Below are 20,898 nucleotides of genomic sequence, written 5' to 3' on the forward strand. Positions count from 1 at the left end.
CGATGTCGACAAAACTTTGGATCGAAGCTGCCAAGGTTTTGGTTGTCAATTCCGAAGCTGTCGTAAAATGCCCTGAGTGTGGAGACGGCAATCTGCTGGTCATCGACGCCGGAGCCGGATCATCGCATGTCGAGCGCCACATACATTGCCCGAAATGCGGCGCCTACAACACCTTGCTCAAGCGCATTGATGGCGGGTAACTGGCCCTACACGCCGCCGCCATAAACGGCTAGTTTGCACCCATGAATCAGTATGCCAAGCTCAAAATCGGCCATTCGGCCTGCCCGCATGATTGCCCCTCGACCTGCGCGCTCGAGGTCGAGCTGCTCGACGACAAGCGCATCGGCCGTGTCCATGGCGCCAAGGCCAACAGCTATACGGCCGGCGTCATCTGCGCCAAGGTCGCCCGTTACGCCGATCGCGTCCATCATCCCGACCGCCTGATGAAGCCGCTGGTCCGTGCCGGCGGCAAGGGCGCGGGCGCCTGGAAGGAAGTGAGCTGGGAGGCGGCGCTCGATCTGGTCGCTGAAAAATTCATCGCGGCGGAGGCAAAATACGGCTCGGAGACGGTCTGGCCCTATTACTATGCCGGCACGATGGGTCTGGTGCAGCGCGACGGCATCGAGCGGCTCAGGCACGCCAAAAAATATTCCGGCTTCTTCGGTTCGATCTGCACCAATCTGGCCTGGACCGGCTGGATGATGGGCGCCGGCGCGCTGCGCGGCCCCGACCCGCGCGAAATGGCAAAGTCCGACTGCGTGGTGATCTGGGGCACCAACGCCGTGGTCACGCAGGTCAACGTCATGACCCACGCCATCAAGGCGCGCAAGGAACGCGGCGCCAAGATCGTCGTCATCGACGTCTACGAAAATGCAACGATGAAGCAGGCCGATCTCGGCCTGGTGCTGAAGCCCGGCACTGACGGCGCGCTGGCCTGCGCGGTGATGCACGTGCTGTTCCGTGACGGCATGGCCGACCGCGCCTATCTGGAAAAATACACCGACGATCCGCACGGTCTGGAAGCGCATCTCAGCACAAAGACGCCGCAATGGGCCGCTGATATCAGCGGGCTTTCTGTCGACGAAATCGAGGCCTTCGCCCGTCTCGTCGGCACGACGAAGAAGACCTACTTTCGCCTCGGCTACGGTTTTTCGCGGCAGCGCAACGGTTCGGTCAACATGCACGCCGCGGCCTCGATCGCGGCGGTTACCGGCTGCTGGCAATATGAGGGCGGCGGCGCCTTCCATTCCAATTCGGGCATCTTCAAGCTCAACCAGGAACTGCTCGAAGGCACACGGATGCGCGACCCCGCGATCCGTCATCTCGATCATTCGCGGATCGGCCCGGTGCTGACCGGGGCTGAGGATGCGCTCTATGGCGGCCCGCCGGTGACGGCGCTGCTGATCCAGAACACCAATCCGGTGAATGTCGCGCCGGAGCAGCGGCTGGTGAAGCAAGGTTTTCTGCGCGACGATCTGTTTTCCTGCGTGCACGAGCAGTTCATGACCGACACCGCCAAGCTCGCTGATGTGGTGCTGCCGGCGACGATGTTTCTCGAGCATGACGACGTCTACAAGGGTGGCGGCAACCAGCACATCACACTCGGGCCGAAGCTGATCGACCCGCCGGAAGGTCCGCGCACCAACCATTTCGTCATCGAGGAGCTCGGCAAAAGGCTCGGTGTCGCCGATCGTCCTGGCTTCGGCATGACCGAGCAGCAGCATATCGACATCATTCTGGGCAAGCGCGGGCTGGGCAGCTTTTCGAGCCTGAAAGAGCAGAAATGGGTCGATTTGCAGCCGGATTTCGCGGCCGCGCATTTCCTCGACGGCTTCGGCCATGCCGACAAGAAGTTCCATTTTCGCGCCGACTGGACGGGCCAGGCCGCGCCCAACCGGCCACCGAAAAGCATGGGCCTGTTCGGGCCGGTGGCGAGCCTGCCGGAATTCCCCGACCATGTCGACCTGATCGAAGTGGCGGACGAGGCGCACCCGTTCCGGCTGACCACCTCGCCGGCGCGCAATTTCCTCAATTCGACCTTTGCCGAAACGCCGGTATCGCAGGCAAAAGAGCGCCGGCCGGAGCTGCTCCTGCATCCCGATGATGCGGCGGCACTCGGCGTCGCCGACGGCGGCCGTGTCGAAGTCGGCAACCAGCGTGGCGAGGTGGTGCTGCACGCAAAGCTGTTCGACGGCATCAAGCGCGGCGTCGTCGTCGCCGAAGGCATCTGGCCGAACAGCGCCCATGAGCGCGGCGAGGGCATCAACGTGCTGACCGGCGCCGATGCGCCGGCGCCCTATGGCGGCGCCGCCTTCCACGACAACAAGGTCTGGCTGCGCCCGGCGGATTGAGCGTCGGAACGATATCTCCATCCGGCCGTTTTCGCGTGGCGGGTGGAGGCATTGTCATGGCAGAAGTGTTGCCGGCGCCGGATCCCATCGGAAGGACACTGTCGTCCGGCGAACTCGTAACCACGATGTCCCACTTTCATCGCGCCGAGATTGCGCGCATGGCTGGGTGGCGTGACCGCCTGGACCGGACGAGCAACTGGGCGATAACCGTTGTCGCAGCAATGCTGTCCGTTTCGCTTTCGACAGCCAGCGCTCACCATGGTGTGCTGCTGTTTGCCATGCTGCTTGTTCTGCTGCTGCTGTGGATAGAGGCCCGCCGATATCGCTTCTTCGACTTCTACCGGGCTCGCGTGCGCCAGTTCGAACGGCACTATTTCGCGCAGATATTCTCGCCGCAGCCGGACTTCGCGTCCGATTGGCTGTTGATCGTCGGCGAGAGCCTGCGCGCGCCGAAATTCCTGATTTCGCAACGCATGGCTTTGGCGCGCCGCCTGCGTCGCAATTACATCTACATGCTGCTGATCCTGCTGCTGGCCTGGATCCTCAAACTGTCGACCCCCAGTCTTCTGACCGAAGGCGTCCGCATCGGCTTCGTCGGGTCGATGCGTGAGGCGGTCGCCAGTGCTGCCTTGGGTCCAATTCCGGGCGCCGTCATCGTCGTGCTGGTCGCCGTCCTCTATGCGGGCCTGCTGGTGACAGCATTTCTGACAGAGAGCGACGACGGCGAACTCTCCTTCGGTGACGTCCACGTCTAGCAACGCAACGCCCTGTCTAGCAACGCAACGCCCTGTCGCGCGTTGTTGGACACGTGCATTGGGCGATGGGGGTTTCATGGCTTGGCAGGCTCCGACACGTTCCAGCCTGGCGCTGCTGGTTTGCGCTTTCGTCCCCGCGGGGGCGGCCTGGGCAGCGCAGACGCTCGTTGCCGGTACCCGGGCCTCCGGCATGGGTGGTTCGGGCGAAGGCGCTTTCGTCGCCGAGATCGTGCTTCTGCTGCTTGTTGGGCGCGGCCTGGGCGAAGTGCTGCAGCGTTATGGCCAGCCGGCAATCATGGGCCAACTGATCGGCGGCATCCTGCTCGGTCCTTCGCTGTTCGGCTGGCTGTGGCCGTCGGCCCAGCACCTGATCTTTCCCAGTGATCCTGCGCAAAAGGGCATGATCGACGCCGTCTCGCAGCTCGGCATCCTGATGCTGCTTTTGCTGACCGGCATGGAGACGGACCTGCGGCTGGTGCGCCGGGTTGGCGCGGCCTGTTTTTCCATTTCGGCTACCGGCGTCGTGGTGCCCTTCATCTTCGGTTTTGCGCTGGCGCAGTTCCTGCCGGACGCATTGCTGGCTGACCCCACGCAGCGCACCGTCGCCGGGCTGTTCCTGGGCACGGCGCTGTCGATCTCGTCGGTCAAGGTCGTCGCCATGGTGGTGCGCGAGATGAACTTCATGCGCCGCAACCTCGGACAGGTGATTATTTCCTCGGCGATCATCGAGGACACGATCGGCTGGCTGGTCATCGCCGTAACCTTCGGCATCGCCACCAATGGCAAGCTACAGTTCGCGCCGCTGGTGACCACCATCGCCGCGGTGGCACTGTTCATGGTGTTCTCCTTCACCATTGGCCGCCGTCTTGTCTTCACCTTGATCCGCTGGACCAACGATCAATTCCGCAGCGAGTTTGCGGTGATCACCATGATCCTCATCATCATGGGAGCGATGGCGCTGATCACTAATCTGATAGGCGTCCATACCGTGCTGGGGGCGTTCGTCGCCGGCATCCTGGTCGGGGAATCGCCCATCCTCTCCAGCCATATCGAAGGCCAGCTGCGCGGCGTCATCACCGCCCTGTTCATGCCGATCTTCTTCGGCATGGCGGGGCTTTCCGCCGATCTCACAGTGCTCGCCGATCCAACCCTTGCCATGCTGACGGGCGCTCTCGTGGTCATCGCCAGCATCGGCAAGTTTGGCGGCGCGTTCATCGGCGCCAAGCTCGCCGCCATGTCGCTCAAGGAAGCAATCGCCGTCGGCAGTGCCATGAACGCGCGCGGCTCGACCGAGGTGATCGTCGCCAGCATCGGCCTGTCGATGAACATCCTGTCGCACAATCTCTTCACCATGATCGTCACCATGGCCGTGATCACCACCTTGGCCATGCCGCCGATGCTGCGCTGGGCGCTCGGCCGGCTGCCGGTTGGGCACGACGAGCAGCAGCGTGTCGAGCGCGAGGCGTTGGACGAATACGGCTTCATTTCCAGGCTGGAGAGGCTGCTGGTGCTGGTCGACGACAGCAGGATCGGCAAGTTCACCGCATATCTCGCCGGACTGGTCGGCGGAGGCAGCGGTATGCCCACCACCTTGCTTCGCCTGCCCACCACCTTGCTTCAGCCGAAAGACGGCCGAGTTGACAGGCCGACCGACAGCAAGGGACAGGAGCGCGCCCTCCAGGAAATCAAAAAGGGCGCAAAAAAGAGCGCTCAGGCGGTGAAACGGACCGAAGATACGCTTGTCGACAAAGTCCATCTGACGGCCCGCACCGAATTGGAGGCCACGGGTGAGACGATCGCCGAAGAGGCCCGCAAGGGATACGGCCTGTTGCTGGTCGGCCTGGACAATGTGCTGACCGCCGATGGCGCCTTCGCGCCGGCCCTCAACGACATTGCCGCAGGATTTGACGGCCCGCTTTGCCTGGTCCTGAACGGCGGCAATGCTGGCGAAAAGATGCCGACGCTGAGGGCCGGCACCAGCATTCTCGTCCCCGTCAACGGTACCCAGGTGGCGCGTCGCGCCGCCGACTTGGCGCTGGCGCTGGCCCGTCCAAACCGGGCGCGGATCAAGGTTCTCTACGTCTCGCAAAAGGCAGCCAAGGGCCGCAGGTCGACATCGGTGTCGCATAGCCGCGAAGAGGCCGTCCTGAAAGACATCGCTGATCTGGCGGGCCGCTACGGCCTGCATATCGACACAGCGTTCCATACCCGCGTCACACCCGACAAGGCGATCACCCGGGAGGCGGCCAAAGGAGCGGCGATCGTCGTGATGGGCGTCACCCAACGTCCGGGTGAGGACCTGTTCTTCGGTGAAACAGCCGGCGCTGTTTTAGCCGCCTGCAACTGCCCGGTCGTGCTTCTGGCCAGCGCGCGGCCCAAGCACGATGCCGCCGGCGCTGAGCTGGCAGCGTGAATTTCACGGCGCCCGTAGGCAGGAATGTCGATCGAGCCTCTGAAAGCGCTGATCAGCCAACCGTAAAACTACTCGAACCGAACGGTTCGGTTCTGCTGACAGAGCGTACAGGAAAGGGTGAACGCCGGCTCAAAGAATGTTCGCGCGGCAAATCACCACTGACCGCGTAACTAATTGAAATAAAACAGAAGATTGTGGCAGAAGGGGACCTTATGCCGGATTTCAAGCGGCCAATTTGGCGCACCGGCACAAAATTTTCGTGATTGGAAACGACAGACTTGCCGACCCATCTCGGGGTGGTCCGAGCGACGCGAATTCCTCCCGAGGCACGCTACTTGACGGACAGACCAGAGAACTACCGGAGTACCCGAAATGACCAAGCTCGCTCTTGCCGCCGCCGCCATCCTCGTTGCCACCGGCACTGCTTTTGCCGGCAGCGGCCATTATGGCTCGGACAACGTCAACCAGCCGGCTGCTACTGCTGCCAACGTCGACAACACCTTCACCGGTTCGATCCGCAAGCCGGTCACTTCCGAGCATACCGGTGCCAAGATAACCTCCGAGTCGGTGGCGCCTGAATCCGGCCAAGGCATCTGGGGCCGCTGATTATCACGGCCTGCAACACATAGAGCGGCGGGCTTGGCCCGCTACTCTTGCTTTCGCGTATCAACGGGCGTGTGCGCCGAATAGCATCCTGCGCCAATCGAATACTTTGATTTGCAGGTTTCATCTGTAGCCACAATCTCGGTTGCTGAAATCGTCCAGCAACGTGCACATCGGAAAAAGCCGGGTGCGTATTCGTCGGCGCGGACAGCGCTCTCATCTCGAATGCGTCGAAAGCAACGACAACTCACGAATGACCAGTACACTGGAGTACCTGAAATGACCAAGATTGCTCTTACCGTCGCCACCGTCGTCCTCGTCGCCACGGGCAGCGCCTTTGCAGGCAGTGATCACTATGGTTCGGACGGCGTCAACCAGCCGGCCGCGCCTGTTGGCAACGCGCCTGTCGGCAGCATCGACAGCGGGTTTACCGGTTCCATCCGCAAGCCGCTGACGACCGAGCACAACGCTGTCGACACCGAGGCGACGACCCGGTTCGGCGCGGATCAACCCGTAGTGCCCCAATCTGGCCGGGGCAACTGGGGCCGATAGTTCCTCAAACCCCGGAGCACGAAGAGCGGCGGGCTTGGCCCGCCGCTTTTGTTTGCGCGAAGCCGGGTTTGGTCGAAAGGTCGGCGATCCCCCGGCCTGTCAGGCAGTCGCTAGCGAAGATCCTTCGGCCAAATGCAGTGCGTCAGTCGGGCGCTGCCGAAGGTGAGACCGGTCCAATCGCCGTCGACGTCGAACCGAGCCAGGCCCGCGGTGGGGTATTTTTCCGCCAGCTTCTTCAGCGCCGCTTGGTCCGATCCAGCCCCGGCAACCCCGCGCGCGAACTCCTCCAGCCCGGGATTGTGGCCAAGCACCAGCAGCGTTCCAGTCCCCGCCTTTACTTGCCGCACCTTGGCGAGGATGTCCGCCGCCGCTGCCTCGTAGAGCGCCTGGGAAAATTTGGCCTGCACCTTCGCCGGCAATTCCGCCGAGACCAGCCGCCACGTGTCGCGGGTGCGCAGCGCCGGCGACACCAGCGCCAGCTCCGGCAGCCAGCCGCGCCGGGCCAGTTCGCGCCCGACCAGTGGTGCTGCCTTCAGCCCGCGCGCGGACAGCGGCCGGTCGAAGTCGATGAGGTTGGGATCGTCCCAACTCGACTTGGCGTGACGCAGGAGCAGCAGTTGCTTCATGGATTCAAAATAAGGCCGAAGCGTCGCGTGCGCCATGCACGACGCGGACGATCTCGACGCGCTGTTCGGCCAGGCGATAAAGCACGAGATAGTTGCCGATCGTCAACGCCCGCACCTCGGCAGCGATGTCGGGCCTCTTGGGACCGGATTCCGGGAATGTGCCCAATTGCACGATGCGCTCGGCAATAGCATCCAAAAAGCGGTCCGCGGCAAGCGGGTTGTCCCTTGCAATGCCAAACCAAATATCGATCAGGTCGTCTTCTGCCGCCGGGCTGTGGACAATGCGGATGTCAGCCATTCCGCCGGTTTTTGCCGGTGTTGCCCAACCGGCCGCGGGCTTTCTGTTTTATGTCCTCGATGTCGAACGGCGCAAACGGACCGCTCTCCAGCCCTTCCGTCCAGACTTTCCGCAACCGCTCCGCTTCGGCCTCGCGCAAGGGCTGGCGAAGCCGCCATTCGCGCAGTGCCTCGCGGATCACTTCGCTTGCCGAACCGTACTGCCCGCTGGCCACCGCGCGTTTGACCATGTCCAGCAGTTCCGGGGAAAGCGCTACGCTGACTTTTTCGACTGTCGCCATCAAGCCGTCTCCTCGCGAAAACGGTAGCAAAATTTGCTACCAAATTCAAGAACTGACCCTCACGGCGTGATCCGCGCCAGGTGCTCGAGATCGGTCTCTTCGCGCAGCGGGTCGGGCGCGATCACCACCGACGTGGCGTTGTCGGCATCGTCGGCGAAGCGCGAAAACACCGTGCGGCCGCCTTCCATCCGCGCCTTGCCTTCGGCGACAAGGCCCAACGCCAGCGGATAAAGTTGGTGCTCGGCCTTGAGCACGCGCGCGGCTAGCGTGTCCTCATTGTCGCCGACCATCACCGGCACGGCGGCCTGGGCGATGATCGGCCCGTCATCCATGTCGAGCGTGACGAAATGCACCGTGCAGCCATGGATGCGCATGCCCGCGCGGAGGGCCCGCGCATGCGTATCCAGCCCCTTGAAGGCAGGCAGCAGGGCAGGGTGGATATTGATCATGCGGCCCTGCCACTTCTCTACGAAGCGCGCGCCGAGGATGCGCATATAGCCGGCCAGCGCGACGATCTGGGCGCCGAACGACAAGAGGGCCGCATCGATCGCCTCGTCATGCGCTTGCTTGCTGGCATAGTCGGAGCGCGAAATCACTCTGGTGGCGATGCCGCGCGCCGCGGCGATGCCAAGGCCGGCAGCATTGGCGCGGTCGGAGATGACGCCGACGATCTCGGCCGGATAGGCCGGGTTGCTCGCCGCCGCAACCAGCGCCGTCATGTTGGAGCCGCGCCCCGAGATCAGTACGACCGTCCGTTTCCTGGTCATAGGCCAATCGAGCCCCGATAGATGACGCCGGCATCGCGGCGCGGCACGATCTGGCCGATCGGCGTCACCGTCTCGCCGGCCTCCTGCAGAACGGCGGCGACCTGCGCCGCCTGGCCGGAGGCGACGACCAGGATCATGCCGATGCCGCAATTGAAGGTCCGCATCATCTCTTCCGGCGCGACGCCGCCGGTCTTGGCCAGCCATGAGAACACCGGCGGCACCTCGATGGCGCCGAGATCGAGCTCGGCCGAAAAATCCTTGGGCAGAACGCGCGGGATATTTTCGGGAAAGCCGCCGCCGGTGATATGGGCCAGCGCCTTGATGCCATGCGTGTTGCGGATCGCCTTGAGGATCGACTTGACGTAGATGCGCGTCGGCTCGAGCAGCGCCTCGGCCAGCGTCGCCTCGTCATTGAACGGCGCCGGATCGCCCCAGCCAAGGCCGCTTACCGCGACGATGCGGCGGACCAGCGAAAAGCCGTTCGAATGCAGGCCCGACGAGGCGAGGCCGAGCAGCACATCGCCCTCGACGATGTCGTCGGTCGGCAACAGCTGGCCGCGTTCGGCGGCACCGACGGCAAAGCCGGCAAGGTCGTAATCCTTGTCGTGATACATGCCGGGCATTTCCGCCGTCTCGCCGCCGATCAGCGCGCAGCCGGCCTGCCGGCAGCCGGCAGCGATACCGCCGACGATCGAAGCACCCTGGTCGGGATCGAGCTTGCCGGTGGCGAAATAGTCGAGGAAGAACAGCGGCTCGGCGCCTTGCACGACGATGTCGTTGACGCACATGGCGACAAGATCGATGCCGATCGTGTCGTGCTTGCCGGCGTCGATGGCGATCTTCAGCTTGGTGCCGACGCCGTCATTGGCGGCCACCAGCACCGGATCGGTGAAGCCGGCGGCCTTGAGGTCGAACAAACCGCCGAAGCCGCCGATCTCGCCATCGGCGCCTGGCCGGCGGGTGGCGCGCACCAGCGGCTTGATCTTCTCGACCATGAGATTGCCGGCGTCGATGTCGACGCCCGCTTCGGCATAGGTGAGCCCGTTCTTGCGCTTGCTCATTTCCGGCGCCTGCTCATCTGTTGCGCTTGCCTGTCGCTGGTTTCATTCGCGTGCGGGCTCTTCGCATGAACGGTTTTGCCCCGCAAGGCAAGCGCGCGATGAGGGTGTTTTCAGTTGGATGCCGGGGGAACCGGGCGCGATACACTCCAACAATAAAAAGAAATCCCTGCCAGAATTGCGGCGAGGCCTCCGACGGTGGCAAGAGACCTGATCTCACCGTCGAAGGGCAGGGTCCCATACGAGAAGCCGGCGGCGATCAACGCCGCCGCGGCAGCCCACAGACCTGGATTTGCAACGACTGATCTTGAGAAAACGAACGCGACGACAGCGGCGGTCAGCCAGAGGGGCCAAGAGACGACCACGCCCACGGCCAGCTCAAGAGCGAAGGCCCACAGGAGATCTTGCGTCGCCACCTTGCGGTGCGGGGCTCCCAAAAATGCGAAGACCAAAAGACTTTCTGTCAGTCCGGCCAGATAACAAAGCGTTACTCGCCAAGCGATTGTGATTCTCTGCGCCATCGTCATTCAGCAGTGGGGAAATAGGCTGTCGCTTCACGGGCTCTTCGCATGGGCAACAGCGTCTTGCAAGGACGGCAGCGGAATACCGGGCACTTACGTCTCTTCCAGGAAAGGCACCGCCGTTTCGTCCGTCCAGAGGCGACCGCCCTTGGGGAGGGTCTGCTGCTGTCCCATAAATCGTTCATCGTGCCCGCGTCCTCCCGGTGACTGGAAGAAGGCATATTGAACATGTCTTGGGTTCCAACGCGCCCCGGCTGGATGTCCCTCATGAACGTGCCGCCAGATCGAACCCCAACTGGGTTCCCAGATATCAATGAACTTGAGAAATAGGCCGAGCAAAACCTTTGTATTCACCGGTTCGGCTCCAGCTATGTAGCTAAACTCCAGCGAAGCATTGTTCTGGCTGTCTTCCGACAGATATTTGGACCAGGAACTGCAATGGACTGATGTGGACGCCTCTATATTTGCCTGGCGCTGGTTCCACAGCGACACATTGTATCCCAGTTCAGGAACGGGCTGTCTCGGAGGCATGTCCGTCTTGTTCCGGCCCTTTAACAGCCAGCGATGGAGAACCTCGCACGACGAGGTGTTGACCGGCTTGAGGCGATTGCTTTTTTGAGCGATCTGCCGCGCGGGGCCCACCTCGCGAACCTGTCGTCGGCTTCGTCAAAGGCCCGGAAATGCGCCTGCAGCTGCGGGACCAGCTCTTCGGCGTCCTTTCTCCTCGCCCCCAGTAGACATAGATGTTGATCGACATGGCGTCCCCTCGAATACGGGAGACGTACCAGCTTTCTTGACTGGCGTCGCCAAAGGAGAGCGCGCGCGCTTCGGGCTCGCTTCCATTTGGTTAGTTCAATGCTGGCTAATCTTCACGCCCCCTCTGCGTTGATCGCAAATTGCGCGGCGAAAGCCCGGATATAGGCCGGCCGTGCTTCCCCGCGCGCTACATAGGCAGCCAAGTTTTGATATTCGTCCAAAATGCCTGACATTCTTAGTCGCAGCAGCACCGACACCATCAACAAATCGCCCGCGCTGAACGCATCATCGAGCCAGTCGGCGACACCCAAGTGAGCCGAGAGTTTGTCCAGCCGAGCGCGAACACGGTCCTTTACCAACGGCAAGCGCTCCTCGCTCCAAGGCTTGTCACGTTCGAATATTCTTGCCGTCGTTAATTCGAGGATCGGTGGTTCGACGGTGTTAAGTGCGGCAAACATCCACGTGATCGCACGCGCGCGGGCATTGCGATCCTTCGGCAGCAATCCCGCATGCTGCTCAGCAAGATGAAAGACGATCGAGCCGGTCTCGAACAGCGAGAGAGAACCTTCCTCATAGGTGGGGATCTGGCCGAAGGGATGGATCGCCAGATGTTCAGGCGCCTTCATCTCTGCGAAGGAAACAAGACGAACCTCATACGGCTGCCCCACTTCTTCGAGCGCCCAGCGAACGCGCGTATCACGCGCCAGTCCCTTGCCGCCATCGGGCGATCGTTCAAATGCTGTGATAGTGATTGTCATCGCGTCCGTTTCCTTGCCTGGGCAAATTTCCTTGGCTTCCTATCGTGAGACGAATGAGCCTCCCCGAAATCGACATCTGTCTTGACCTATTTCATTGCTGGCGCCCTCGTGGGGAGATTGGCAGCTTCTGTGTCGCTTCTCACTTGCCGTAACCCTCCATCTCCATCATGTATCGGCAAACAAGAGCGACGGGATATGCGTTTGACCATCCCCAACATGATCACGATCATGCGCTTCGTGCTGGTGCCGGCGGTGGTGCTGGCCATGCTGCAGGACCGCTGGGACTGGGCCTTTGCGGGCTTCCTCATTGCCGGCATTTCCGACGGCGTCGACGGCTTCATCGCCCGCCATTTCAATCAGTTTTCCAGGCTCGGCGCCTATCTCGATCCGATGGCCGACAAGCTGCTGCTGGTCTCGGTTTTCGTGGTCCTGGGCTTCAGCGGCGAACTACCGCTGTGGCTGGTCGTTACCATGGTGTCGCGCGACGCACTGATCGTCTGCGCCGTGCTTTTGTCCACCGTCATGGCGCATCCCGTCGAGATGAAGCCGCTCCTGGTGTCGAAGGCCAACACCGCGATCCAGATCGTGCTGGCGGCAGTGGTGTTGGGCGAACTCGCCTTCGACATCCATCTCGATCCGCTGAGGCCGGCCCTCATATTGCTGTCCGGGGTCTTGACCGTGGCTTCGGCCGCGGCCTATCTCGTGGCTTGGCTGAGGCATATGAGCGGCTATGGCGAAGGCTCCACACCCGGCACCTGACGAACGGTCCATCGACGCTGAAGCTGAGGCTGCGGCAGCGGAGGCTGCGGCATCGGCATCGTTTCGCCGCCAGATCCGCTTCTGGCTGATCAGCGCCATCATCCTCGCCGTCTTCGTCTATGTCTTCAGCGGCATCCTTCTGCCCTTCGTCGCCGGCATGGTGCTTGCCTATTTCCTCGACCCTGTCGCCGACCGGCTGGAGCGGCTCGGCCTCTCCAGGCTGATGGCGACGGTGGTCATCCTCATCGCCTTTATCGTCGTCCTGGTGCTGGCCGTCGTCATCCTGGTTCCGGTGCTCGCCTCGCAGATGGCTGATTTCGCCAGCAAGCTGCCGGACTATCTGACCCGGCTGCAGGGCCTGATCACCAGCTTCGACCCGAAATGGCTGGAAGAGAAATTCGGCGTCGACGCCAACGGCCTGCGCGAAGGCCTGAACTCGCTGCTGACCTCCGGCTTCGGCCTCCTGACCACCGTGTTCACCTCGATCTGGAGCTCCGGCGTGGCGCTGGTCTCGGTGGTCAGCCTGTTCGTGGTGACGCCGGTCGTCGCCTTCTACATGCTGCTCGACTGGGACCGCATGGTGACAATCGTCGACAGCTGGGTGCCGCGCGACTATGTCAAGACCGTCAGGACGATCGCCAGGGACATCAACACGGCGACCGCCGGCTTCGTGCGCGGCCAGGGCACGCTGTGCCTGGTGCTGGGCGCCATGTATGCCACCGGCCTGACGTTGACGGGCCTGAATTTCGGCATCCTCATCGGCCTGTTTGCCGGGCTGATCTCGTTCATCCCCTATGTCGGCTCGCTGACCGGCCTGGTGCTGGCCGTCGGCGTCGCCTTCGTCCAGTTCTGGCCCGACTGGACCATGATCGCAGCGGTGGCCGGCGTGTTCTTCGTCGGCCAGTTCATCGAGGGCAATATCCTGCAGCCGCGACTGGTCGGCAAAAGCGTCGGCCTGCATCCGGTGTGGCTGATGTTCGCGCTGTTTGCCTTCGGCGCGCTGTTCGGCTTCGTCGGCCTGCTGATCGCCGTTCCGGCTTCCGCCGCCGTTGCCGTTCTGGTGCGCTTCGCCATCGCCCGCTATCTCGAATCGCCGCTCTACAAGGGCCACGCCGACGAGCCGGTGCCGCCGCTGCAGGTGCGCCGCCGCGGGGGCGCGCGCGGTTGAGCCAGATGCCGGACAAGATCGATCCGCCGCGTCAATTGCCGCTCGATCTAGGCCACGGCACAGGCTATTCGCGCGACGAGCTCGTCGTCTCCAGCACCAACAGCCAGGCGGCGGCGCTTGTCGACCGCTGGCCGGACTGGCCGTCGCCGGTCGTCGTGCTGGCCGGGCCGGCCGGCTCGGGAAAAACCCATCTGGCCTCGATCTGGCGGACCCGCGCCGACGCCGTGAAAGTGGAGGCCGGCCGCATCGGCGACTGCATCGAAAACCTCGGCCCGCATCCGGCCGTGATCGACGATATCGACGCCGAACCGATCGATGAGCACGGCCTCTTCCACCTGATCAACGCGGTGCGCGGCGCCGGCTCGAGCTTGCTGTTGACGGCGCGGCGCTTCCCGTCCGCCTGGGGCGTCAGGCTGCCCGATCTGGCGTCGCGGCTGAAGGCGGCGGCGACCGTCGAGATCCACGAACCCGACGATCTTCTGCTGGCCGGCGTCATCACAAAGCTGTTCGCCGACCGCCAGGTCGAGGTCGAGCCGCATGTCGTGCAATATCTGGTGCGCCGCATCGAACGCTCGCTGGCCACTGCCATGCGGGTGGTCGAACGGCTCGACCGCACCGCGCTCGAGCGCAAGACGCCGATCACCCGCGCGCTCGCCGCCGAGACCGTCAGCGCCATGGACGAAGGGCAGGGCGAGTTCGAGATTTAGAGGATACAAAATGACGTCTGAGTTCAGTGCATACGACATCATTGATCCGTTACTGATGTCGTGGGCAAATCGGCACGGAATACGGGTCGCCACTAAATATCGCGACGACGATGTCCGTTCTATCTGGGTTTACGACAAGAATGGCAATCGTCGTGCTCAGTTGTGGCTCGATTTGCCTGACGTCAACGGCAACGCAACCATTGTGGCGTCGGTGCTGGATCCTAAAAGCGCTACAAAATGGGGTGCCAGAGAGGAACGCCACGCGTCTCCCGAAATGCTGCAGGCCGCCCTTGAAGAACTACGGCCAATGGTTTTTGGCTGGGCCGGGGAAGGTGCATACACCTAGTTCTTACCTCGGCCGGTGTCTCATTTCGGGAAACAAACCTGGCATCTGTCTTGCACCTGACAGCTTGCCGGCTAATCCCGGTCCTGATTGCGTATCAAATCAGGTAGTAGGCTCGCCGGGAGATGGGTGGTTGGGGTTCTCGCCCGGCGAGCTTGCCTTTGGCAGCATCGAATCGATAGCGCCATTGCGCGGCTGGCCTCAGCTCTCTCCGCCTGCAACCGCCGCTCGTTCCACGCCAAACCGCCGGCGATAGTCGCCGGGCACCAGGCCGGTTATCCTGGCGAATACCTTGCGGAAGGAGCCGGGATCGTCATAGCCGACCTCCCAGGCGATCTGGTCGATCGCTCGTATCGTGGTTTCCAGCATCTCGCGCGCCTTGCCGACCCGCAGGTGCTGACAATATTCGGTCGGCTTGAGGCCGGTGGCGCTGCGGAAGCGCCGCAAAAAAGTTCGCTCCTCCAGCCCGGCGTGATCGGCCATGGCGCCAAGCGTCACATCGCGCGCGCCGTTCGCCTGCAGCCAATGCTGCACCTTGAGAATCGCTTCATCGCCGTGGGTCAGCCGCGGCGCAAACGGACTGTAAAAACGTTGCTCGCGGCCCGGCGGGTCGACCAGCATGAAACGCGCCGTGTCCATCATGACGGCTGACCCGAGCACCCTGTCCACCAGCTTCAGGCCGAGATCGGTCCAGGCCATGTAGCCGCCCGCGGTGATGATATCGCCATCGTCGATGACCAGCCTGTCGGCGTCGAGCAGGATGTCTGGAAAGCGTAGCGCCAGCGCGTCGCGATAGGCCCAGTGCGTCGTCGCGGCACGACCGGACAACAGGCCGGTTTCGGCAAGCACGAAAGCGCCGGCACAGACCGAACCGAGCGTCGCGCCTGCCGCATGACGGCCCCTGAGCCAGCCGGCATAGGGCGCGGCTGCTTCCCGAGCGATCGGATCTCCCAAGGTTGGCGGGATGATAGCCATGGCTGGTTCATTGTCGGCGCCGGGGTCGCTGTCGAAGGTGCGGACTACGGTGTGGCCCGCGTCCTCCAATTGCCAATGACTGACGCGAAGCCTCGCCGCGTCCGGCGACCGCTCGACAGCCAGCCGGTTTGCCAGCAGAAAGAGATCGGTCAGGCCGAGCACGGCCGCTTCCTGCACGCCGGGATACAAGACAAGGCCGATTTCGATCAGATCAAGCGCAGCCGCCATTTGTCAGTTTTGCCACGTTGAATGTCCGTTTTGCCAATGCTCACCCTGGCCGCACTGTTATAATTTGTCCAGCAGAAGGGGGCTAAAAGCTTCCCTGTTACCCCCAACTTTTCCATTAAGGAGTAGGACGATGAGCACATTCACCACCCATGACGGCACCGAGATTTTCTACAAGGATTGGGGCAAGGGCCAGCCGATCGTTTTCCACCACGGCTGGCCGCTCAGCGCCGACGATTGGGACAACCAGATGCTGTTCTTCCTCGAAAAGGGCTACCGCGTCATCGCCCATGACCGCCGAGGCCACGGCCGCTCGTCGCAGACCGCGACCGGCAATGAGATGGACACCTACGCTGCCGACGTCGCGGCGCTGGCGGCGCATCTCGATCTCAGGGATGCGATCCACATCGGCCACTCGACCGGTGGCGGCGAGGTGGCGCGTTACGTCGCGCTTTATGGCGGCGGCGGCCGTGTTGCCAAGGCGGTGCTGATCGGCGCCGTGCCGCCGATCATGGTCAAGACCGACAGCAACCCCGGCGGCTTGCCGATCGAAGTCTTCGACGGCTTTCGCGCTGCTCTGGCCGCTAACCGCGCCCAGTTCTACAGGGATGTGCCGGCCGGCCCGTTTTACGGTTTCAACCGCGACGGCGCCAAGGTCTCGCCAGGCGCTATCGACAATTGGTGGCGCCAAGGCATGATGGGTGGGGCCAAGGCCCATTACGACTGCATCAAGGCCTTTTCCGAGACCGACTTCACCGACGACCTCAAGCAGATCGACGTGCCCGTCCTGATCATGCACGGCGACGACGACCAGATCGTGCCTATCGCCGACTCCGCGCTGCTTGCGGCCAAGCTGGTGAAGCACGGCACGCTCAAGGTCTACAAGGGCCTGCCGCACGGCATGTGCACCACCCACCCGGAGATCATCAATCCGGATCTGCTGGCTTTCATCCAGGGCTGACGGCTTGCATGTCGGACGGGCAGCGCGGGCTCGTGCTGTCCGTCCGTCGCTTAAACATGACCGGCGACGGGAGACACACTCGAGCGTGATCCGCTTGCCCTGCCGACGAGATTTGCTTGATGAATGGTCGGAGTGGAGAGATTCGAACTCCCGACCCTCTGGTCCCAAACCAGATGCGCTACCAGGCTGCGCTACACTCCGAACGGTCTGTTGCCTAGTGATTTCAGCCCGCCAAAGCAAGCGTAAAAAGCCATCGGCCTTGCTGCCGGCGGCATTGCGCAGTAATGACGGGCTAGTGCATGGCCAGAGGACAGTAATGTGGTCTCGGGGTCGTGTGCTTGCAACCAGCAATGAGGTGGTCATGTCAGCCCGCATTTTCAGCCCAGCCAAAACCGCGATGCAGTCCGGCAAGGCCAAGACCGGCTATTGGGTGCTGGAATTCGATCCGGAGCAGCGCAAGAAGATCGATCCGCTGATGGGCTACACCACGTCCGGCGACATGCGAAGCCAGATCAGGCTGACCTTCGACACAAGAGAAGAGGCGGTCGCCTATGCCGAGAAGGAAGGGCTGGCTTTCCGCGTCGAGGAGCCGAAGGAAATCAAGCGCCGCCAGATTTCCTATGCGGAGAATTTCCGCTATGACCGCAGGACACCCTGGACGCATTGATCCCATACCGGCCCTGCCGGCACAATCCGCCGGTCATGCGGCCGGCCAGCGGTCCCGTAGCTCAGCTGGATAGAGCACCGGCCTTCTAAGCCGATGGTCACAGGTTCGAATCCTGTCGGGATCGCCAATATTTTCAGGGTCCATTCCGGACAGGTTCACTCGCCAGTCGCACAGGATTTCCAACACATGACAGCGATGGGCGCGGCGGCACTGCTGATCCTGGTCCTGACCTATGCCGGCGTCGCCATCGGCAGGATACCCGGGCTGCGCCTCGACCGGGCAGGGATCGCGCTGCTCGGCGGTGCGGCGATGATCGCCATCGGCGCGCTCGACATGGAGGACGCCTACCGCGCCATCAGCTTCGACACCATCACGCTTCTGCTCGGCATGATGATCGTCGTGGCGCATCTTAAAGTGTCGGGCGCCTTTCGCGCGCTCGGCGGGTTCGCCATCGAGCATGCGCATGCGCCGTTCATGCTGCTGGTGATGGTGACGCTGTTGACCGGCCTCCTGTCCGCATTCCTGGTCAACGACGCCATCTGCCTGGTCATGGCGCCGATCGTCGTCCATGTCACCCGCGTCATCAACCGCAACCCGGTTCCCTATCTGATCGCCACCGCCACCGCCTCGAATTGCGGCAGCGTCGCCACCATCACCGGCAATCCGCAGAACATGGTCATCGGCGCGCTGTCGGGGATTTCCTATCCGGCCTTCTCGGCGGCGCTGGCGCCGGTCGCGGCGTTCGGCCTCATCGCCGTCATCGTCATCATCCGCATCGTCTACCGCGCCGAATTTTCGCGCAAGGCCGAGCTCAGCCCCGAAGTCTACCGCGGCCGCATGCTGCCGGGGCAGGTGCTGAAGGCGGTGGTCGTCTGTGTCGGTTTGGCGATCGCCTTCTTCGCCGGCGTTCCAGTCGCCAAGGCAGCGCTGATCGGCGGTGCCATTCTTCTTTTGACCCGCGCCATCAAACCTGAGCGCATCTATCGCGAGATCGATGGGCCGCTGCTGTTCATGTTCGCCGGGCTGTTCATCGTCGTCGCCGGGGCGGAGAAGACACTGCTGACGCCCGATATCGTCGCCTCGGCAAAGGACCTCGGGCTGAATGATGTGTGGCGGCTGTCCGGCTTCACCGCGGTGCTGTCCAACATCATGAGCAATGTCCCGGCCGTGCTGGCGCTGAAGCCGTTCGTGCCCGGACTGGAAGATCCCAAGCGGGCCTGGCTGGTCGTCGCCATGAGCTCGACGCTGGCCGGCAATTTCACGCTGCTCGGCTCGGTCGCCAATCTGATCGTTGCCGAGCACGCGCGGGTCTCCGGCAAACCGCTGGGCTTCATCGCCTTCTTCAAGGTCGGCCTGCCGTTGACGCTGGTCACGCTTCTTGTAGGGACGGCATGGCTGGCGGCCTAAAAGCGCGCCGCATTAGACCGGCCTCATGCGACGCGCATTGGGCTCTTGTTTTATGCATGTCGTTATCGCAAAACCGCTGCACACCTTTGCGCGGCATGCATCAGCCAGTCAGGGCAACGTCACCGTCAGATGGCCTTTCATGTTGGGATGGAAGCGGCAGAAATAATCGACCGATTCCGCCTTCTTCACCGTCAGGCTCGCCGCCTTCTTCGGCGGGATCATCACTTCCCAGGCGCCGTTGACGGTTGCCGTGTGGGCGAACACGTCCTTGTTCACCCACCTGATCGTGTCGCCGACCTTCGCCTCGATCTTTGCCGGCGAAAACACAAGCTTCTCGATCGTCACCTCGATGGTGTCGGCCTTGGCCGGCTGGGCACCCATGGCCAATGCCAGCGCAACCCACAGATGCCGCCCCGACGCCATTGGCTCGATCCTCACTTCAGCATGCCGGCGACGTGTTCGGCGTGCTGTTCGTGGCCCTGGAATATTTTCAGACCGGTTTCCAGCAGGCTCTTCAGCTCGGCATTGCTGGCCGACGGGATCAGCAGAGTTTCGAGCGCGCCATTGACCTGCTTGTGGTAGGCCACCTCGTTGGCGACATAGGCCTTGTCGAACGCCGCGCCCTTGAGCTTGGCAAGCTTGGCTCGTTCCTCGGCCGCCGCCTTGGTCAGCGCCTTGCTGGTCGGATTGTCCTCAGGCGTGACCTTGAGCTTCTTGACCAGGTCGAGAGCCTGTTTGTTGACCGCCTCGTGATCTCGCACCATGTCCTTGGCGAAATCCACGACCTCCTTGTTCTTCGATTTCTTCAGCGCCTGCTTGGCCGCCTCGACGTCAAGCACGCCTGCTGTGTAGGCGATATGTGCGATCTGCGGATCGGTCGGTTTGTCGGCAGCTTGCGACAAGGGCGCTGCGCTAAGCAGCAAAAATGCGGCCAGTGCCGTGGTCGATCGAATGAACATGATGCTCTCCTTCGCCCCGACGCGGAACTGCATCGGGCTTCGTTTCAGTGATGCTCATTGGATGCAGGTCACGGGAAAACGTTCCCGCGAAAATCGGCGCGACCTATCCGGAAAGACCGAGCCGCTGCATCACGGCATTGGTCAGCCGTTCGCAGCGCCGGCCCGCGAAGGGAAAGGCGTCGAGCAGCACCGGGCCGATCTGGTCGTCCAGCGCCTTGCGCACCAGCGCGCGGGCGCGGTGCAGCCGGGTCTTGATGGTTTCTGGTCGCACGCCAAGCAGTTCGGCGGTTTCTTCGATGCTCAATCCCTCGATGACGCGCGCCACGAACACCATCCGGTAGACATCGGGAAGACTGTCGGTTGCCCGTTCGACAAGCTCAAGGATCTGCCGTTGCGCCATCGTCCGCTCCGGATCGTCGCTCGGGTTGAGGGGAAACCGGATGATTTCGGCTTGCGGGTTTTCAGGCATCGCTACCATTCGCCGCCTTTTGCGCAAGCGGCCGAGCGCTTCGTTGATGACGATACGCGATAGCCACGTGGCGAGCGAGGCATCGCCGCGAAAGGCCTCGAGATGGGCAAAGGCGCTGACATAGGCCTCCTGGACGATGTCCTCGGCTTCGCTGTCGTTACGCACGACGCCTCGGGCGATGCGGTAGAGCCTTTGGTTGTGCGTCTTGATGATGGTGCGGAATGCATCGCTATCACGTGCCAGCGCGCGGCCGACAAGCTGCATGTCGCCGGAAGCGGCGGGCGTTGCGGTCAACGCAGCAGGCATGGCCGATCTCCTGATAGGCTTCTCATCGGACATTGGATGAATCGGCCGACAAAAGGTTCCCGACCGATCCGCCGGCCGGCCTCGATCCGTTTCAAGCGCCGGCAGAGGCTATTCTAACGCCTCCACCACACCGGCGTCTCTATTTTGTAGACGCCGTGTCATCGGCTGATCGGTCGCCATGACATCACTCAGGATCGCAATTTTTCCAAGCTGT

Annotated in this window: 25 protein-coding genes and 2 tRNA genes; 14 read left to right on the forward strand and 13 right to left on the reverse strand. The window is 62.7% G+C overall.

Annotation, left to right across the window (positions count from 1 at the left end):
* Nucleotides 1-2: 2 nt before the first annotated feature.
* From NKH90_RS17995 to NKH90_RS18020, 6 genes are all read left to right on the forward strand, one after another.
* Nucleotides 3-200: a hypothetical protein gene (locus tag NKH90_RS17995; RefSeq protein WP_352820233.1), complete on the forward strand. Its 198-nt coding sequence runs from the start codon at nt 3-5 to the stop codon at nt 198-200.
* 42 nt (nt 201-242) lie between these two features.
* The gene (locus tag NKH90_RS18000; protein ID WP_352820234.1) at nt 243-2,351 is read left to right on the forward strand and encodes a molybdopterin-containing oxidoreductase family protein; all 2,109 of its coding nucleotides are present in this window, start codon (nt 243-245) and stop codon (nt 2,349-2,351) included.
* Between the two features lie 56 nt (nt 2,352-2,407).
* Entirely contained in the window at nt 2,408-3,106 is a 699-nt protein-coding gene (locus NKH90_RS18005; protein WP_352472615.1) for a DUF2270 domain-containing protein, read from the forward strand.
* A 190-nt stretch (nt 3,107-3,296) separates the two neighbouring features.
* A complete protein-coding gene (locus tag NKH90_RS18010) occupies nt 3,297-5,519 on the forward strand; it encodes a cation:proton antiporter domain-containing protein (protein ID WP_502898860.1) in 2,223 nt (740 codons plus the stop codon).
* Nucleotides 5,520-5,891: 372 nt separating this feature from the next.
* Nucleotides 5,892-6,125: a DUF680 domain-containing protein gene (locus NKH90_RS18015; RefSeq protein ID WP_352820237.1), complete on the forward strand. Its 234-nt coding sequence runs from the start codon at nt 5,892-5,894 to the stop codon at nt 6,123-6,125.
* Nucleotides 6,126-6,401: 276 nt separating this feature from the next.
* On the forward strand, nt 6,402-6,674 hold the full coding sequence (locus tag NKH90_RS18020) for a DUF680 domain-containing protein (protein WP_352541641.1): 273 nt from the start codon (nt 6,402-6,404) through the stop codon (nt 6,672-6,674).
* 110 nt (nt 6,675-6,784) lie between these two features.
* Here NKH90_RS18020 and NKH90_RS18025 read toward each other — a convergent pair whose 3' ends face one another.
* The 8 genes from NKH90_RS18025 to NKH90_RS18060 all read right to left on the reverse strand — a co-directional run bounded on the left by NKH90_RS18025 (nt 6,785) and on the right by NKH90_RS18060 (nt 11,738).
* The gene (locus NKH90_RS18025) at nt 6,785-7,300 is read right to left on the reverse strand and encodes a SixA phosphatase family protein (RefSeq protein ID WP_352820239.1); all 516 of its coding nucleotides are present in this window, start codon (nt 7,298-7,300) and stop codon (nt 6,785-6,787) included.
* A gap of 4 nt (nt 7,301-7,304) precedes the next feature.
* Nucleotides 7,305-7,598, reverse strand: coding sequence for a type II toxin-antitoxin system RelE/ParE family toxin (locus NKH90_RS18030; RefSeq protein ID WP_352472620.1), 294 nt, complete (start codon nt 7,596-7,598; stop codon nt 7,305-7,307).
* Entirely contained in the window at nt 7,591-7,878 is a 288-nt protein-coding gene (locus NKH90_RS18035) for a type II toxin-antitoxin system ParD family antitoxin (RefSeq protein WP_352472621.1), read from the reverse strand. The genes NKH90_RS18030 and NKH90_RS18035 overlap by 8 nt, the downstream gene beginning before the upstream one ends.
* Nucleotides 7,879-7,937: 59 nt before the next feature.
* The gene (gene purN, locus NKH90_RS18040; protein ID WP_023677650.1) at nt 7,938-8,645 is read right to left on the reverse strand and encodes a phosphoribosylglycinamide formyltransferase; all 708 of its coding nucleotides are present in this window, start codon (nt 8,643-8,645) and stop codon (nt 7,938-7,940) included.
* Nucleotides 8,642-9,706, reverse strand: coding sequence for a phosphoribosylformylglycinamidine cyclo-ligase (gene purM, locus NKH90_RS18045; protein ID WP_352472623.1), 1,065 nt, complete (start codon nt 9,704-9,706; stop codon nt 8,642-8,644). The genes purN and purM overlap by 4 nt, the downstream gene beginning before the upstream one ends.
* 110 nt (nt 9,707-9,816) lie before the next feature.
* Nucleotides 9,817-10,230 (reverse strand): hypothetical protein, encoded by a 414-nt coding sequence (locus NKH90_RS18050; RefSeq protein WP_352771148.1) that lies wholly within the window; start codon nt 10,228-10,230, stop codon nt 9,817-9,819.
* A gap of 87 nt (nt 10,231-10,317) precedes the next feature.
* The gene (locus NKH90_RS18055; RefSeq protein WP_352820241.1) at nt 10,318-10,866 is read right to left on the reverse strand and encodes a hypothetical protein; all 549 of its coding nucleotides are present in this window, start codon (nt 10,864-10,866) and stop codon (nt 10,318-10,320) included.
* 227 nt (nt 10,867-11,093) lie between these two features.
* Entirely contained in the window at nt 11,094-11,738 is a 645-nt protein-coding gene (locus NKH90_RS18060) for a glutathione S-transferase family protein (protein ID WP_352541636.1), read from the reverse strand.
* Between the two features lie 201 nt (nt 11,739-11,939).
* Between NKH90_RS18060 and NKH90_RS18065 the strand changes: the two genes are divergently transcribed.
* The 4 genes from NKH90_RS18065 to NKH90_RS18080 are packed head-to-tail and all read left to right on the forward strand — an operon-like array spanning nt 11,940 to nt 14,718.
* The gene (locus tag NKH90_RS18065; protein WP_352472672.1) at nt 11,940-12,497 is read left to right on the forward strand and encodes a CDP-alcohol phosphatidyltransferase family protein; all 558 of its coding nucleotides are present in this window, start codon (nt 11,940-11,942) and stop codon (nt 12,495-12,497) included.
* Complete coding sequence (locus NKH90_RS18070) at nt 12,469-13,665, forward strand: AI-2E family transporter (protein WP_352820242.1); 1,197 nt, start codon at nt 12,469-12,471, stop codon at nt 13,663-13,665. Before NKH90_RS18065 ends, NKH90_RS18070 begins: the two co-directional genes overlap by 29 nt.
* A gap of 5 nt (nt 13,666-13,670) precedes the next feature.
* Complete coding sequence (gene hdaA / locus NKH90_RS18075; RefSeq protein ID WP_352820308.1) at nt 13,671-14,372, forward strand: DnaA regulatory inactivator HdaA; 702 nt, start codon at nt 13,671-13,673, stop codon at nt 14,370-14,372.
* A gap of 10 nt (nt 14,373-14,382) precedes the next feature.
* Nucleotides 14,383-14,718, forward strand: a complete 336-nt coding sequence (locus NKH90_RS18080; protein ID WP_352820244.1) for a hypothetical protein — start codon at nt 14,383-14,385, stop codon at nt 14,716-14,718.
* Between the two features lie 198 nt (nt 14,719-14,916).
* Here NKH90_RS18080 and NKH90_RS18085 read toward each other — a convergent pair whose 3' ends face one another.
* A complete protein-coding gene (locus NKH90_RS18085; protein WP_352820245.1) occupies nt 14,917-15,918 on the reverse strand; it encodes a GlxA family transcriptional regulator in 1,002 nt (333 codons plus the stop codon).
* Nucleotides 15,919-16,048: 130 nt separating this feature from the next.
* Between NKH90_RS18085 and NKH90_RS18090 the strand changes: the two genes are divergently transcribed.
* On the forward strand, nt 16,049-16,876 hold the full coding sequence (locus NKH90_RS18090) for an alpha/beta fold hydrolase (RefSeq protein WP_352820246.1): 828 nt from the start codon (nt 16,049-16,051) through the stop codon (nt 16,874-16,876).
* 124 nt (nt 16,877-17,000) lie between these two features.
* Here NKH90_RS18090 and NKH90_RS18095 read toward each other — a convergent pair.
* A tRNA-Pro gene (locus NKH90_RS18095) sits at nt 17,001-17,077 on the reverse strand.
* A gap of 160 nt (nt 17,078-17,237) precedes the next feature.
* Between NKH90_RS18095 and NKH90_RS18100 the strand changes: the two genes are divergently transcribed.
* The 3 genes from NKH90_RS18100 (at nt 17,238) to NKH90_RS18110 (ending at nt 18,950) form a co-directional block, all read left to right on the forward strand.
* Nucleotides 17,238-17,543 carry an ETC complex I subunit gene (locus NKH90_RS18100; RefSeq protein ID WP_023677641.1) on the forward strand — a complete coding sequence of 102 codons (306 nt, stop codon included), beginning with the start codon at nt 17,238-17,240 and terminating at the stop codon, nt 17,541-17,543.
* 50 nt (nt 17,544-17,593) lie between these two features.
* Nucleotides 17,594-17,670 (forward strand) — tRNA-Arg (locus tag NKH90_RS18105).
* A gap of 59 nt (nt 17,671-17,729) precedes the next feature.
* Nucleotides 17,730-18,950 carry an anion transporter gene (locus tag NKH90_RS18110; protein WP_352820247.1) on the forward strand — a complete coding sequence of 407 codons (1,221 nt, stop codon included), beginning with the start codon at nt 17,730-17,732 and terminating at the stop codon, nt 18,948-18,950.
* A gap of 108 nt (nt 18,951-19,058) precedes the next feature.
* On the opposite strand, the gene NKH90_RS18115 is transcribed toward NKH90_RS18110, so the two are convergent.
* The 3 genes from NKH90_RS18115 to NKH90_RS18125 all read right to left on the reverse strand — a co-directional run bounded on the left by NKH90_RS18115 (nt 19,059) and on the right by NKH90_RS18125 (nt 20,684).
* Nucleotides 19,059-19,373, reverse strand: a complete 315-nt coding sequence (locus NKH90_RS18115) for a cupredoxin domain-containing protein (RefSeq protein ID WP_352820248.1) — start codon at nt 19,371-19,373, stop codon at nt 19,059-19,061.
* Between the two features lie 11 nt (nt 19,374-19,384).
* Complete coding sequence (locus tag NKH90_RS18120) at nt 19,385-19,909, reverse strand: DUF4142 domain-containing protein (RefSeq protein WP_352820249.1); 525 nt, start codon at nt 19,907-19,909, stop codon at nt 19,385-19,387.
* Between the two features lie 103 nt (nt 19,910-20,012).
* Nucleotides 20,013-20,684 carry an RNA polymerase sigma factor gene (locus NKH90_RS18125; RefSeq protein WP_352820251.1) on the reverse strand — a complete coding sequence of 224 codons (672 nt, stop codon included), beginning with the start codon at nt 20,682-20,684 and terminating at the stop codon, nt 20,013-20,015.
* Between the last annotated feature and the right edge of the window lie 214 nt (nt 20,685-20,898).

This window comes from Mesorhizobium sp. M0898 (assembly GCF_040319695.1).
In the GTDB taxonomy this organism is placed as follows: Bacteria; Pseudomonadota; Alphaproteobacteria; order Rhizobiales; family Rhizobiaceae; genus Mesorhizobium.